The organism is Streptomyces sp. PTL18, from assembly GCF_059510295.1.
Map to the genome: position 1 here is coordinate 246,660 of NZ_JCAJZO010000003.1, position 14,413 is coordinate 261,072.

Genomic DNA, 14,413 nt, shown 5'->3' on the forward strand with positions numbered 1-14,413 from the left:
ACGGCGGGCCGCCGAGTGAGGCGGCTGATGTTTCACGTGAAACGCGTTGGGGCCGACCCCTGAGGGTCGGCCCCAACGCGTGTGCCCCGGTTACAGAGGCCGCAGTGCCGGCTCCTTCTGCACGGCTCCCAACAGGCGGTCCAGTGCCAGCTCGACGTCTTCCTTCCAGGAGAGGGTCGAGCGCAGTTCCAGTCTGAGCCGTGGGTACGTCGGGTGCGACCGTACCGTCTTGAATCCCACCGCCAGCAGATGGTCGGCGGGCAGCAAACACGCCGGCTCCTTCCAGCGTGCGTCGCCAAACGCCTCGATCGCCTTGAAGCCCCGACGCAGCAGATCTTTGGCAACCGTCTGGACCATCACCCGGCCAAGTCCCTGGCCCTGGTAGCCGGGCATGATGAAGGCGGTCATCAACTGGACCGCGTCCGATGACACCGGGCTCGTGGGGAAGGCCGTGGAACGCGGAACATAGGCGGGCGGTGCGTACAGCACGAAGCCCACCGGTACGTCGTCCACATAGACCACCCGGCCGCAGGAGCCCCAGTCCAGCAGAACGGCCGAGATCCACGACTCCTTCTCGAGCGCGGACGTGCCGGCCTTTACTGCGGCTTCTCCGCTGACGGGGTCCAGTTCCCAGAAGACACACCCGCGACAGCGCTTGGGAAGGTCCGGAAGGTTGTCCAGCGTGAGCGGTACGAGCCGACGCCCCATGAAAGCAGTTCCTCGCTTCCTTCGCCCGCAGCACTGCGGGCGGCTGTCAGAGCGCTCCGCTCCCTGAGCAGGCTGCCGACGAACCCGCCGACCGCTCCCACACTCAGGCCTGCGGTCACCAGTCCGGTCCGGCTCATGGTTCGCATGGCCCTCGCCTCCCCGATCAAGGTGCCGCCAGGTGGATGCGCCATACCCGAACGCATCGTATCCATGATGGTGATTCGATCGATACCGCCTGAAAGAAAAGAGCGGACCGCGTTCCGGTACACACCGGACACGGCCCGCCCGGAGCGTCACCGCTCGTGCCGGGGCTCCGCCCAGAGCCCTCAGTCCTCCGGCTCCTCGGAGTCGCCGTCCTGAAGGCTCTTGTGCAGGACAGGCCCCTCGCCCGGAGCAAACGTGCTGAGGATCCGCTCCAGGTCCTCCATCGACGCGAACTCGACGGTGATCTTGCCCTTCTTCTGTCCGAGGTCGACCTTCACCCGGGTCTCGAAGCGGTCCGAGAGCCGGGTCGCCAGGTCGCTGAGCGCCGGCGAAACCCGGGCGCCTGCGCGTGGCCCCTTGGAACGCGGGGCGCTGCGCGGCCGAGACCCCATAAGGGTGACGATCTCCTCGACGGCGCGCACGGACAGCCCCTCGGCCACGATGCGGTGCGCCAGCCGGTCCTGCTCCTCCGAATCATCGACGGACAGCAGCGCCCGGGCGTGTCCAGCGGACAGCACCCCGGCCGCCACCCGGCGCTGCACCGCCGGGGACAACTTCAGCAGTCGCAAGGTGTTGGACACCTGAGGACGCGACCGGCCGATCCTGTCGGCGAGCTGGTCGTGAGTGCAGTTGAAGTCCTTGAGGAGCTGGTCGTAGGCGGCTGCCTCTTCCAGCGGGTTCAGCTGGGCCCGGTGCAGGTTCTCCAGGAGTGCGTCCAGGAGCAGCTTCTCGTCGTCCGTGGCTCGCACGATCGCCGGGATGACCTCCAGGCCGGCTTCACGGCTGGCCCGCCAGCGCCGCTCACCCATGATCAGCTCATAGCGCGCCGGACCCACCTGACGCACCACGATCGGCTGGAGAAGGCCGACCTCCTTGATGGAGGTGACGAGCTCGGCGAGCGCGTCCTCGTCGAACACCTCACGGGGCTGCCGCGGATTCGGGGTGATGGCGTCGAGGGGCAGCTCGGCGAAGTAAGCACCGATCGGCGGCGCAGGCCTCTCCACCGCTCCCTGCGCGGCCGTCTCCTCGGTTTCACGTGAAACAGTCGGCAGTGTGGCCACCTTCGCAGCCGCCACTCCTCGGTCCGTCGTCAGCACGGGCACCGCCGCAGGTGCGACGGATGTTCCGCCGCCCCCCGTGGCCTGAGCCGCCGTCTTGTCCCCTGTCGGTGCAGCAGGGATCAGTGCGCCGAGACCACGGCCCAACCCCCTCCGTCGCTCGCTCACTGGATCCCCTCCACCATGCTTTGTTCCGTCCGGGCACCGAGATGGGCGTGCTGTGCGTCGTAGTGGACGCCCACGCCCTTCAGCGCAATTTCACGTGCGGCCTCAAGATACGAGAGAGCACCGCTCGAACCTGGATCGTAAGTCAGCACCGTCTGTCCATAGCTCGGTGCCTCGGAAATACGGACCGAGCGAGGAATGCTCGTCCTCAGCACCTCGTCGCCGAAGTGGTTGCGCACCTCTTCCGCGACTTGCGACGCCAGGCGCGTCCGGCCGTCGTACATGGTGAGCAGGATGGTCGACACATGCAGGGTGGGGTTGAGGTGCCCTCGCACCAGGTCGACATTGCGCAACAGCTGCCCCAGCCCCTCCAGTGCGTAGTACTCGCACTGGATCGGAATGAGCACCTCCTGTCCGGCGACCAGGGCGTTGACCGTCAACAGGCCGAGGGAGGGCGGGCAGTCGATGAGGATGTAGTCCAACGGCTGCTCATAGGCCTGGATCGCCCGCTGCAGTCGGCTCTCCCGCGCCACCAAGGACACCAGCTCGATCTCCGCACCGGCGAGGTCGATCGTGGCGGGAGCGCAGAAGAGACCTTCCACGTCAGGGACCGGCTGGACGACCTCCGCGAGCGGCTTGCTCTCGACCAACACATCGTAGATGGATGGGACCTCTGCGTGGTGGTCGATCCCCAGTGCGGTGGACGCATTGCCCTGCGGGTCCAAGTCGACCACCAGGACGCGGGCGCCATGCAAGGCGAGGGAAGCGGCGAGATTGACGGTCGTCGTGGTCTTGCCCACGCCACCCTTCTGGTTGGCGACCACGATGACCCGGGTTCGCTCGGGCCGTGGCAGGCCCTCACCGGCGCGACCCAGTGCCTCCACCGCAAGTTGGGCAGCACGACCGATGGGAGTGTCGTCCATCGGAGGCGGTGTTTCACGTGAAACATCCTCCCCCATCGACTCGGTACGGGGACCGGGGACCGGATCGGTCATCGGTCCCGCGATGTTGGCGTCGGACCGCAAGGATTCACTCTCCTCGACATCAGGCTCGCAATGAACAGAGCCTCCCATGCCTGCGGGGTTGGGAACCAGTGAGGTCTGGCCTTCTGTGGAGAAATCCACCTCTGTGGACAACTCCGTACCCTCCACGGGGGATACCGCGCTACGGGGGGACGACTCTCCGAGAGATCCAAGGGGCTTACGGTCGCGGGGTTCGGCCGCAGCCCGGCCGCGACTGATGATGCCGTGCAGCAGTGAGCGACGTTTCACGTGAAACACGATGCACAGCAGCCGCGGTCGAGACTCAGCGACACTCCGAGATGCATAGGTTTGGCAGCTTGTGTGGCGTACCGTCCACACTCAGACCAGATCGGACAATCGCCGGATCAACGACGCCGACGTGCCCGCCCCGTCCGGGCCGCCTTCGCCCGTTTGGCCGCGAACCGCACCCCACCGGGACTCTCCCCGACCTCTACCCGCACCACGGTCGACGGTGGGTCCACAATGCCGTCCCCGACATGGAGGATGGACGTCTCGACCGCACCGAGCTTGGCCAGAGCAGTGGCCGCGCTCTTGAGTTCCTCCTCCGCCGTGTCGCCCTTGAGGGCCAGCATCTCCCCGTAGGGGCGCAGCAGCGGAATACCCCAGGTGGCCAGACGATCCAGCGGAGCCACCGCCCGCGCGGTCACGACATGGACCGGCGGAATCTTGCCCATGACCTCCTCGGCGCGACCACGAACGACGGTCACATGGTCGAGGCCGAGCAGTTCGACGACCTCGGTGAGGAAGTTGGTGCGCCGCAGCAGTGGCTCGAGCAGCGTGATCTTCAGGTCTTCCCGGACGAGCGCCAGGGGAATGCCGGGCAGGCCGGCACCCGAGCCGACATCGCACACCGTCACCCCCTCGGGGACGACCTCGGAGAGCACCGCGCAGTTCAGCAGATGCCTCTCCCAGAGGCGGGGAACCTCACGCGGACCGATCAGCCCTCGCTGAACACCCGCCTCGGCCAGCAACTCGGCGTACCGGACCGCATCCGCGAAGCGATCACCGAATACGTCACGTGCCTGCTCGGGCGCAGGGGGGAGCTCCGCTGCCTCCGTCACGGGGACCGTCCTTCCGTACCGCATCAGCGCCACCAGCGCCGATCACCAGAACTACCAGGCTGACAAAGTTCGGCCCCGCCTGCGCTACAGACGGGGCCGGAGAGATGTACGGACCGATTCAGGCGGGAAGCACGACGACGAAGCGCTCCGGCTCCTCGCCCTCGGACTCACTGCGCAGGCCCGCGGACTTCACCGCGTCGTGCACCACCTTGCGCTCGAACGGCGTCATCGGCTTGAGCTTCACGGGCTCCCCGGTGCTCTTGACCTCGGCCGCCGCCTTGGCACCGAGCTCGGAGAGCTCCGCACGCTTCTTGGCGCGGAAGCCCCCGATGTCGAGCATCAGCCGGCTGCGGTCGCCGGTCTCCCGGTGCACGGCCAGGCGCGTGAGCTCCTGGAGCGCCTCCAGCACCTCGCCGTCACGGCCGACCAGCTTCTGCAGGTCACGGCTGCCCGTGTCGCTGATGATCGAGACGGACGCGCGGTCGCCTTCGACGTCCATGTCGATGTCGCCGTCGAGATCGGCGATGTCCAGCAGACCCTCGAGGTAGTCCGCCGCGATCTCACCCTCCTGCTCCAGGCGAGTCAGGGTGTCTGCACCCTCGGCAGCGGCGGAGGTGGTGCCTTCCGTCACGGGATGGACTCCTTCTTACTTCTTGGACGAGGACTTGGGCCGCTGCGGACCCTTGCGCTGACCGGACTGGGCTCGGCTGCGGGTACCACTGCCGGGCTGCGGTGTCGCCTTGTCGGCCGCGTCGGCCGGCTTGGCGTCCTGCGGTGCGTCGGCCTTGTCCAGCGACGGCGAGGAGGACGTCGGCTCGGAGCCCCCGGCCGGCTTGGCGCCACCGGACTGGCGCTGCGCCTTGCTCTGCCGCCTGGGCTGCTGCCGCTTCGGTCCGGCGGCACCGGCGACCGTCGTAGCGTCCTCGGCGGTGGCGACAGCCGTGGCCTCGCTCTTCACCACAGTGCCGTCGGGTTGGGCCGCGAGGCCCGCCTTGGTCAGACCGTTGATGAACTTGCGCTCGAACTCATTGCGGTCGCGGCCCTTGGCGACGATCGCCTTGATGATGGCCTTCTCGCTCCGCCGGCGGATCTTGCCGTGGTGCGTGACGTGCTTGTACAGGCGCTCCAGGTAAGCGGCCTGAGCCTTGGAACCCGGGGTCGGATTGTTGTGGATCACGTACATCTGCTGGCCCATGGTCCACACGTTGGTGGTCAGCCAGTAGATGAGGACACCGACGGGGAACCGGATGCCGAAGAAGGCGAACATGATCGGGAAGACGTACATCAGCATCTTCTGCTGCTGCATGAACGGTGTCTTCACCGTGGTGTCGACGTTCTTCGTCATCAGCTGGCGCTGCGTGTAGAACTGCGACGCCGACATCAGGACGATCATGATCGCGGTGACGACACGGACGTCGGTCAGCGAGGCACCGAGCTTATGCGCCGTGTCGGCACCGTCCAGGAACTTCGCGGCCAGCGGGGCGCCGAAGATGTGCGCCTTCTGCGCGCTGGCGAGCAGCTGCTGGTTGATGACACCGATGGTCTTGCCCGACGCGATGCCGTTGAGCACGTGGTAGAGCGCGAAGAAGAACGGGGACTGCGCCAGGATGGGAAGGCACGAGGAGAGCGGGTTGGTCCCCGCGTCCTTGTACAGCTTCATCATCTCTTCGGACTGACGCTGCTTGTCGTTCTTGTAGCGCTCCTGGATCTTCTTCATCTCGGGCTGGAGCGTCTGCATGGCCCGGGTCGCCTTGATCTGCTTCACGAAGAGCGGGATCAGGCAGATACGGATCAGGATCACCAGGGACACGATGGAGAGGCCCCAGGCCCAGCCGGTGTCAGCGCCGAAGATCGCGCCGTACACCTTGTGGAACTGGACGATGACCCAGGAAACGGGTGTGGTGATGAAACTGAAGAGGCTGGCAATCGTGTCCACTAATCATGCTCCTTGGGCATGGGACGAGGTCTTCGCGGCCGGGCTCGAAGGGAGCATCCCCTCGGTGGCCGGTTCGGCGGCGGAGGGCCCGCCCTTGCGTGCACGCCAGGCGTCACGCAGCATTTCGTGCCACCGCGGACGCTTGCGCGGCGGGACATGGTCCACACCGCCGAGCGACCACGGATTGCACCGCAGGATGCGCCAGGCGGTCAGTGCCGTCCCCTTGATCGCACCGTGCCGGTCGATGGCCGTGTAGCCGTAGTGGGAACACGACGGGTAGTACTTGCACACGGGCCCGAGCAGCGGACTGATCGTCCACTGATAGAGCTTGATCAGGGCCAGCAGCGGGTACTTCATCGCGTGCCCTCTCCTCCCAGCCGCCGGAGAGCGGCATCCAGGTCTCGGGCCAGCTGTGCATGGTCGGCGTCACCCGCACCGGGCAGCGCTCGTACGACTACCAGGCTACCGGGGGGCAGCAGAGCCACTCGGTCACGCATCAGGTGGCGAAGCCTGCGCTTCACCTTGTTGCGGACGACCGCTCCGCCCACGGCTTTGCTCACGACGAAACCCGCACGCGTCGGGGGAGCGCTCTCCCCAGGCGCGTGCGGGTCCGTGGCACCGCTGCGAAGGTGGACGACGAGAAGCGGGCGCCCGGCCCGGCGTCCTCGGCGTACCGCGGTCGCGAAGTCCTCGCGCCGCCTCAGCCGATGCTCGGTAGGCAGCACGTCATGACCTGTACGCGATCAGGCGGACAGGCGGGCGCGACCCTTGCTGCGGCGGGACGCCAGGATGGCGCGGCCGGCACGGGTGCGCATACGCAGCCGGAAGCCGTGGGTCTTCGCGCGACGACGGTTGTTCGGCTGGAAGGTGCGCTTGCTCACTCGGGGGCTCCAGTAATGATTCGGTGGGTGGCGGGGTGTCGCCTGGCTGTCACCGTGCGCCCACGAGTAGCTCGCATTACGCCCGAGTGCACCGCTTCCCGATCACCGACATGTGCCATGGGTCGGCACACTGGTTCGTGATCTGTGCCCATCGGAGGCAGGCGGCAGCAGCCATCGACAACTCGACCTGGTTACGGTACGCGGGCCTGCGCCATTCGGTCAAACCGATGACCCGTCGGAGACACTTGTCCACAGGCTGGGGACAACAACTTGAACCGCACGGGCCGCCCTGACTACCGTGACTGAACTCCGATTCGTTCCCTTGTCCCTGACCGAGCAGTTCTGCTCCCGACCCGACCGAAGCGATTCACATCCCGACCCGTCCCGCAACCACACGTTCGTGGGACCTGTGAGAGAGCGTGCCCTGTGGCTGACGTACCCGCCGATCTTGCCGCAGTGTGGCCGCGAGTACTCGAGCAGCTCCTCGGGGAGGGCCGCGGGCCGGGTGTCGAGGCGAAGGACGAACACTGGATCAGGCGCTGCCAGCCGTTGGCGCTGGTGGCGGACACCGCTCTGCTCGCCGTTCCGAACGAGTTCGCGAAGGGTGTCCTGGAGGGCCGGCTGGCGCCGATCGTCAGCGAAACGCTGAGCCGTGAGTGCGGCCGCCCGATCCGTATCGCCATCACCGTCGACGACTCCGCAGGGGAGCCCCCGGCCCCACCCGCCCAGTCGCGCTACGAGGAACCCGAGCTGCCCTCCCCGCAGGGCCGCGACGCCTACGACGGCGGCGGCTACGAGGGGTACGGCCGCCACCGCGCCGACGACCGGCGCGACCACCGCGCCGGCCGCCCCGATCCGCGTCCCGGCGACCAGCTCCCGGCCGCCCGGCCCGCGTACCCCGGCGAGTACCAGCGCCCGGAGCCCGGCGCCTGGCCGCGCCCCAGCCAGGACGACTACGGCTGGCAGCAGCAGCGGCTCGGCTTCCCCGAGCGTGACCCGTACGCGACACCGGACTACCGCACACAGTCGCTGGACCGGTCGCCGTACGAGCAGCCGCGCCCGGACTACGACGGCGGGCGATCCGATTACGACGGCGGGCGCCCGGACTACGACGGTGGACGCCCGGACTACGAAAGTGCGCGCCCGGACTACGAGCAGCAGCGGCCCGACCGCCGTGAGTTGCCGGAGCCGCCCCCCGGCAACGGCCATGTGCACAGAGGCGGCCCGGTCGGGCCGAACCTTCCCACGACCGGAGCCCCGGGCCCGCTGGCCGCTCAGCCCGCGCCGGCGACCGGGCCGGGCGAGCCCACCGCGCGCCTGAACCCGAAGTACCTCTTCGACACGTTCGTCATCGGTGCCTCGAACCGCTTCGCGCACGCCGCCGCCGTCGCCGTCGCCGAGGCACCGGCCAAGGCGTACAACCCCCTTTTCATCTACGGTGAGTCGGGGCTCGGCAAGACCCACCTGCTGCACGCGATCGGACACTACGCGCGCAGCCTGTACCCCGGCACCCGCGTGCGGTACGTGAGCTCCGAGGAGTTCACCAACGAGTTCATCAACTCCATCCGCGACGGCAAGGCGGACGCGTTCCGCAAGCGTTACCGCGACATGGACATCCTGCTCGTCGACGACATCCAGTTCCTGGCGCAGAAGGAGTCGACGCAGGAGGAGTTCTTCCACACCTTCAACACCCTCCACAACGCCAACAAGCAGATCGTGCTGTCGTCGGACCGGCCGCCCAAGCAGCTGGTCACCCTGGAGGACCGGCTGCGCAACCGCTTCGAGTGGGGACTGATCACCGACGTCCAGCCACCCGAGCTGGAGACGCGCATCGCGATCCTGCGCAAGAAGGCGGTGCAGGAGCAGCTGAACGCGCCGCCGGAGGTGCTGGAGTTCATCGCCTCCCGGATCTCGCGCAACATCCGCGAGCTGGAGGGCGCGCTGATCCGGGTGACGGCCTTCGCGTCGCTCAACCGGCAGCCCGTGGACCTGGGCCTGACGGAGATCGTGCTGAAGGACCTGATCCCGGGCGGCGAGGACACGGCCCCCGAGATCACCGCGACGGCCATCATGGCGGCCACCGCCGACTACTTCGGACTGACGGTGGAGGACCTGTGCGGCACCTCACGCGGCCGCGCCCTGGTGACCGCCCGGCAGATCGCGATGTACCTGTGCCGTGAGCTGACCGATCTGTCGCTGCCGAAGATCGGCGCACAGTTCGGGGGCCGCGACCACACGACGGTGATGCACGCCGACCGCAAGATCCGCGCGCTGATGGCCGAGCGGCGCTCCATCTACAACCAGGTGACGGAACTGACGAACCGCATCAAGAACGGCTGACGCGGTCGGCGCGGGCCATAGCGCACGCGGTCGGCGCGGGCCACAGCGCACAGAACGGCACACACGGTCCTGCGCCACCGCGGACGCCCTGGGGCAAGGCCCCAGGGCGCCTTTTGTGCCCCGATCGTGTGCCCCGATCGTGCCCGCGCCTCCGTGTACCCGCGCCTCCGGGTGCCCGCGTCCCGGGTCCACCGGACGCCCCCCGGCACCCGCTGTTCGATTACCTGGCGGGTTACGGCCACTCTCCACAGATCCGGTGACTTTCTTCCGTCCACATCCTGGGGACCGCGGAGTTGTCCAGACCCCGTCCACAGGTCGCGCCGGGGGAGAGCCATCCGGCCAGCTCAACCGCTTGTGGATTCGTGGACGGAGGATCTCCACAGTCTGTGGACGACAAAAAGATCCACAGCCTGTGCACCGAGTTGTCCACCGGCAACCCACAGGCCGGAGCCGGTTGTCCCCAGCGATCCCCAGCTTCTCCACATCCCTGTCCACTGTTCGGCAACGCGGCGCGCCTCCTCACCGACGGGAGTGAAAGGCGTCACATCAAGGTGCTGGGTTGCCCTGTGGGAAAGACGGGTAAAACTGGGGACGCCACTGGGGAGAAGTGCCCCGAGGCTGTGCACGGGGTGTGCAGAACTTTCCGTTCTCCACAGAGACCCCTGGTTGTCCACCGGCTGCGCCCACAGGCCCCGTGGACAAAAATCCGCCTCCCACCTGGGACGACGCGGTTATCCACGGTTTCCACAGCCCCTACTACTACTCCCAACTAGAGAGACCGGGGAATTCGCTTGGAAGCGGGGTCTGTGCACAACTCGCCCTCCGGCTCCCGACTGCCCCTCGTGACGACTTGACCCCGAGAGGCACCTACTGTCAGTGGGGTGCGTCAGACTGGTCCCCGGTGTCCTTCCCCTCGCCGGGACCCACGACACCGAGTCAGACGACGAAGTCCAAGCAGGGCGAGAGCGCCGGCAACAGCAGGAGGCGGCTTACGGTGAAGATCCGGGTGGAACGCGACGTACTCGCGGAGGCAGTGGCCTGGGCGGCGCGCAGCCTCCCGGCCCGTCCGCCGGCGCCGGTCCTCGCGGGCCTGCTGCTGAGGGCGGAGGACGGCCAGCTGAGCCTGTCCAGCTTCGACTACGAGGTCTCCGCGCGCGTGTCCGTGGAGGCGGAGGTCGAGGAGGAGGGCACGGTCCTCGTCTCCGGCCGCCTGCTCGCCGACATCTCCCGCGCCCTCCCCAACCGTCCGGTGGAGATTTCCACAGACGGTGTACGGGCGACGGTGGTCTGCGGCTCCTCGCGGTTCACCCTGCACACACTGCCTGTGGAGGAGTACCCGGCGCTGCCGCAGATGCCGAGCGCGACCGGCACGGTCCCCGGCGAGGTCTTCGCCTCGGCCGTGCAGCAGGTCGCCATCGCGGCCGGCCGTGACGACACGCTGCCCGTGCTCACCGGTGTGCGCATCGAGATCGAGGGCGACACGGTCACACTGGCCTCCACCGACCGCTACCGCTTCGCGGTCCGCGAGTTCCTGTGGAAGCCGGAGAACCCGGAGGCGTCCGCGGTCGCCCTGGTGCCCGCCAAGACGCTCCTGGACACCGCCAAGTCGCTGACCGGCGGCGACAGCGTGACCCTGGCGCTGTCCGGCTCGGGCGCGGGCGAGGGCCTGATCGGTTTCGAGGGTGCCGGACGGCGGACGACGACCCGCCTCCTGGAGGGCGATCTGCCGAAGTACCGCACGCTGTTCCCGACGGAGTTCAACTCGGTCGCCACTCTCGAGACCGCGCCCTTCGTGGAGGCCGTCAAGCGTGTGGCGCTGGTCGCCGAGCGCAACACCCCGGTACGGCTGAGCTTCGAACAGGGCGTGCTGATCCTGGAGGCCGGCTCCAGCGACGACGCACAGGCTGTGGAAAGGGTGGACGCCCACCTGGAGGGCGACGACATCTCGATCGCCTTCAACCCGACCTTCCTGCTGGACGGTCTGAGCGCGATCGACTCTCCCGTGGCCCAGCTGTCGTTCACGACGTCCACGAAGCCCGCGCTGCTGGGCGGCAAGCCTGCCCTGGACGCCGAGGCGGACGAGGCCTACAAGTACCTGATCATGCCGGTGCGCCTCAGCGGCTGACGGTCGTCCACAGTCCCTGGGGGCCGGTGGACGACGGGTCCCCAGGGTGAAGCCGCAGGTGGGACCACGTATGAGCGCGTATGCCCACAGCTGTGCGCGACCGTCCGGGTTTAGGCTCGGACACGGGTACGAACGTGCCCCACACGCCACACAGCGACCTAAGGAACAACTGATGGAGCTCGGTCTCGTCGGCCTCGGCAAGATGGGCGGCAACATGCGCGAGCGGATACGCCGCGCAGGCCACACCGTCATCGGATACGACCGCAACCCGGACCTCGCCGATGTCCACAGCCTCGAAGAGCTTGTGGGCAAGCTGGAGGGCCCGCGTGTGGTCTGGGTGATGGTCCCGGCCGGTGCCCCCACCCAGTCGACGATCGACGAGCTGGCCGAGCTGCTGGAGCCCGGCGACGTCGTGGTGGACGGCGGCAACTCCCGCTGGACGGACGACGAGAAGCACGCCGCCGAACTCGGCGCCAAGGGCATCGGCTTCGTCGACTGCGGTGTCTCCGGCGGCGTGTGGGGCCTGGAGAACGGCTACGCGCTGATGTACGGGGGCGACCCCGAGAACGTCGCCAAGGTGCAGCCGATCTTCGACGCGCTCAAGCCGGAAGGGCCGTACGGCTCGGTGCACGCGGGCAGGGTCGGCGCCGGGCACTTCTCGAAGATGGTCCACAACGGCATCGAGTACGCCATGATGCAGGCCTACGCCGAGGGCTGGGAACTGCTGGAGAAGGTCAAGTCGGTGGAGAACGTCCGCGAGGTCTTCCGCTCCTGGCAGGAGGGCACCGTCATCCGCTCCTGGCTGCTCGACCTGGCGGTCAACGCGCTCGACGACGACGAGCACCTGGACAAGCTGCGCGGTTACGCCGAGGACTCCGGCGAGGGCCGCTGGACCGTCGAGGCCGCCATCGACAACGCGGTGCCGCTGCCCGCCATCACGGCGTCCCTCTTCGCCCGGTTCGCCTCGCGGCAGGACGACTCCCCGCAGATGAAGATGATCGCCGCGCTGCGCAACCAGTTCGGCGGCCACGCCGTGGAGAAGAAGTAGTCCACAGGACCGCGTGGCGGTCCACAACCCTGGAGATCGGCGAACGACCATGCACGTCACGCATCTGTCGCTGGCCGACTTCCGCTCGTACACCCGGGTCGAAGTCCCGCTCGACCCGGGCGTCACGGCCTTCGTCGGCCCGAACGGGCAGGGCAAGACGAATCTCGTCGAGGCGGTCGGCTATCTCGCCACCCTCGGCAGCCACCGCGTCTCCTCCGACGCGCCCCTCGTCCGCATGGGCGCCGAGCGCGCGATCATCCGGGCCGCCGTCCGTCAGGGCGACAGGCAGCAGCTGATCGAGCTGGAGCTGAACCCCGGCAAGGCCAACCGCGCCCGCATCAACCGGTCCTCGCAGGTCAGGCCACGGGACGTGCTCGGCATCGTACGGACGGTGCTCTTCGCGCCCGAGGACCTCGCCCTGGTCAAGGGCGACCCCGGTGAGCGGCGCCGCTTCCTGGACGAACTGATCACCGCGCGCTCCCCGCGCATGGCCGGGGTCCGCTCCGACTACGACCGGGTCCTCAAACAGCGCAACACCCTGCTGAAGACGGCCGCGCTGGCCCGCCGCCACGGCGGCCGCTCGATGGACCTGTCCACCCTCGACGTCTGGGACCAGCACCTCGCGCGCGCGGGCGCCGAGCTGCTCGCCCAGCGGCTCGATCTGGTCGCGGCGATCCAGCCGCTCGCCGACAAGGCGTACGAGCAGCTCGCACCCGGCGGCGGCCCCCTCGCCCTGGAGTACAGACCGTCCGCGCCCGGCGAGGCCCACACACGCGAGACCTTGTACCAGCAGCTGATGGCGGCGCTCGCCGACGCCCGCAAACAGGAGATCGAGCGCGGCGTCACCCTGGTCGGACCGCACCGGGACGATCTGCTGCTCAAGCTCGGTCGGCTGCCGGCGAAGGGGTACGCGTCCCACGGCGAGTCCTGGTCGTACGCGCTGGCACTGCGCCTGGCGTCGTACGACCTGCTGCGTGCGGAGGGCAACGAGCCGGTGCTGGTCCTCGACGACGTCTTCGCCGAGCTGGACAGCCGTCGGCGTGAGCGGCTGGCGGAGCTGGTGGCGCCCGGGGAGCAGGTCCTGGTGACCGCCGCGGTCGACGACGACGTACCGGACGTACTGGCCGGGGCGCGGTACTCCGTGTCCGACGGCACCGTGGAGCGCGTATGAGCACCGACGAACCCGCCCCGAAGAAGACGCCGGAGCTGTCCGGCGTGGACCTCGCGCGCGTGGCGCTGAGGGCCGCGAAGGAACAGGCGCGCGCGCGGGGGGAGGCGGCGCAACAGAAGAGGCAGGCGCGCAGCGGCGGTCTGCGCTCCGGCGCGCGCGGCGACCGGCGCGACCCCATGCCGCTCGGTGCGGCGATCAACCGGCTGATCACCGAGCGCGGCTGGGAGACCCCGGCCGCGGTGGGCGGCGTGATGGGGCGCTGGCCGCAGATCGTCGGCGAGGACCTCGCCCGGCACTGCGTTCCGCAGACGTACGACGAGGAGGAGCGGGTGCTGGTCGTACGGTGCGACTCCACGGCGTGGGCGACGCAGTTGCGGCTGCTGGCCCCGCAACTGGTGGCGCGGCTCAACGAGGACCTGGGCCACGGCACGGTCCGGCTGATCAAGGTGCAGGGGCCCGGCGGTCCCGCCCGCCGCTTCGGCCCCTTGCGCGCCCCGGGAAGCACCGGGCCGGGAGACACCTACGGGTGACAGACATCACAGAAAGCCGTCGCGAGCAGGGGTCGACGGCCCTTTCGGCGCACCCGGCCGCGGTCGCGAACACCGGCCCGACTCCCACGTAGCCAAGGGTTGACAGCCGGAAGCGCTGAGTGCCTCCCAGAGCCTCTTGGAGC

At 68.6% G+C, this 14,413-nt stretch carries 14 protein-coding genes; 5 read left to right on the forward strand and 9 right to left on the reverse strand.

Going from position 1 to position 14,413, the window contains the following annotated elements; translation table 11 throughout:
• Nucleotides 1–90: 90 nt before the first annotated feature.
• From AC5WS8_RS08075 to rpmH, 9 genes are all read right to left on the reverse strand, one after another.
• Nucleotides 91–708 (reverse strand): GNAT family N-acetyltransferase, encoded by a 618-nt coding sequence (locus AC5WS8_RS08075; protein WP_496102605.1) that lies wholly within the window; start codon nt 706–708, stop codon nt 91–93.
• A 326-nt stretch (nt 709–1,034) separates the two neighbouring features.
• Nucleotides 1,035–2,138, reverse strand: coding sequence for a ParB/RepB/Spo0J family partition protein (locus AC5WS8_RS08080; protein ID WP_496102606.1), 1,104 nt, complete (start codon nt 2,136–2,138; stop codon nt 1,035–1,037).
• Entirely contained in the window at nt 2,135–3,208 is a 1,074-nt protein-coding gene (locus AC5WS8_RS08085; RefSeq protein ID WP_496102786.1) for a ParA family protein, read from the reverse strand. The genes AC5WS8_RS08080 and AC5WS8_RS08085 overlap by 4 nt, the downstream gene beginning before the upstream one ends.
• Nucleotides 3,209–3,522: 314 nt before the next feature.
• Nucleotides 3,523–4,239, reverse strand: a complete 717-nt coding sequence (gene rsmG, locus AC5WS8_RS08090; RefSeq protein ID WP_384610909.1) for a 16S rRNA (guanine(527)-N(7))-methyltransferase RsmG — start codon at nt 4,237–4,239, stop codon at nt 3,523–3,525.
• 118 nt (nt 4,240–4,357) lie between these two features.
• Nucleotides 4,358–4,870 (reverse strand): Jag family protein, encoded by a 513-nt coding sequence (locus AC5WS8_RS08095; RefSeq protein ID WP_496102607.1) that lies wholly within the window; start codon nt 4,868–4,870, stop codon nt 4,358–4,360.
• Between the two features lie 15 nt (nt 4,871–4,885).
• Nucleotides 4,886–6,175: a membrane protein insertase YidC gene (gene yidC / locus AC5WS8_RS08100; RefSeq protein ID WP_496102608.1), complete on the reverse strand. Its 1,290-nt coding sequence runs from the start codon at nt 6,173–6,175 to the stop codon at nt 4,886–4,888.
• A gap of 3 nt (nt 6,176–6,178) precedes the next feature.
• A complete protein-coding gene (gene yidD, locus AC5WS8_RS08105) occupies nt 6,179–6,532 on the reverse strand; it encodes a membrane protein insertion efficiency factor YidD (protein WP_388569728.1) in 354 nt (117 codons plus the stop codon).
• Nucleotides 6,529–6,900 carry a ribonuclease P protein component gene (rnpA, locus tag AC5WS8_RS08110; protein WP_496102609.1) on the reverse strand — a complete coding sequence of 124 codons (372 nt, stop codon included), beginning with the start codon at nt 6,898–6,900 and terminating at the stop codon, nt 6,529–6,531. The genes yidD and rnpA overlap by 4 nt, the downstream gene beginning before the upstream one ends.
• A gap of 18 nt (nt 6,901–6,918) precedes the next feature.
• Entirely contained in the window at nt 6,919–7,056 is a 138-nt protein-coding gene (rpmH, locus tag AC5WS8_RS08115; RefSeq protein WP_003956500.1) for a 50S ribosomal protein L34, read from the reverse strand.
• Nucleotides 7,057–7,482: 426 nt separating this feature from the next.
• On the opposite strand from rpmH, the gene dnaA reads away from it, so the two are divergent.
• The 5 genes from dnaA to AC5WS8_RS08140 all read left to right on the forward strand — a co-directional run bounded on the left by dnaA (nt 7,483) and on the right by AC5WS8_RS08140 (nt 14,270).
• Nucleotides 7,483–9,396 (forward strand): chromosomal replication initiator protein DnaA, encoded by a 1,914-nt coding sequence (gene dnaA / locus AC5WS8_RS08120; RefSeq protein WP_496102610.1) that lies wholly within the window; start codon nt 7,483–7,485, stop codon nt 9,394–9,396.
• A 994-nt stretch (nt 9,397–10,390) separates the two neighbouring features.
• Nucleotides 10,391–11,521 carry a DNA polymerase III subunit beta gene (gene dnaN / locus AC5WS8_RS08125; protein ID WP_496102611.1) on the forward strand — a complete coding sequence of 377 codons (1,131 nt, stop codon included), beginning with the start codon at nt 10,391–10,393 and terminating at the stop codon, nt 11,519–11,521.
• Between the two features lie 172 nt (nt 11,522–11,693).
• On the forward strand, nt 11,694–12,569 hold the full coding sequence (gnd, locus tag AC5WS8_RS08130) for a phosphogluconate dehydrogenase (NAD(+)-dependent, decarboxylating) (RefSeq protein ID WP_496102612.1): 876 nt from the start codon (nt 11,694–11,696) through the stop codon (nt 12,567–12,569).
• 49 nt (nt 12,570–12,618) lie between these two features.
• Nucleotides 12,619–13,740: a DNA replication/repair protein RecF gene (gene recF, locus AC5WS8_RS08135; protein ID WP_496102613.1), complete on the forward strand. Its 1,122-nt coding sequence runs from the start codon at nt 12,619–12,621 to the stop codon at nt 13,738–13,740.
• On the forward strand, nt 13,737–14,270 hold the full coding sequence (locus AC5WS8_RS08140; protein WP_496102614.1) for a DciA family protein: 534 nt from the start codon (nt 13,737–13,739) through the stop codon (nt 14,268–14,270). The genes recF and AC5WS8_RS08140 overlap by 4 nt, the downstream gene beginning before the upstream one ends.
• The last annotated feature ends 143 nt before the right edge of the window (nt 14,271–14,413 follow it).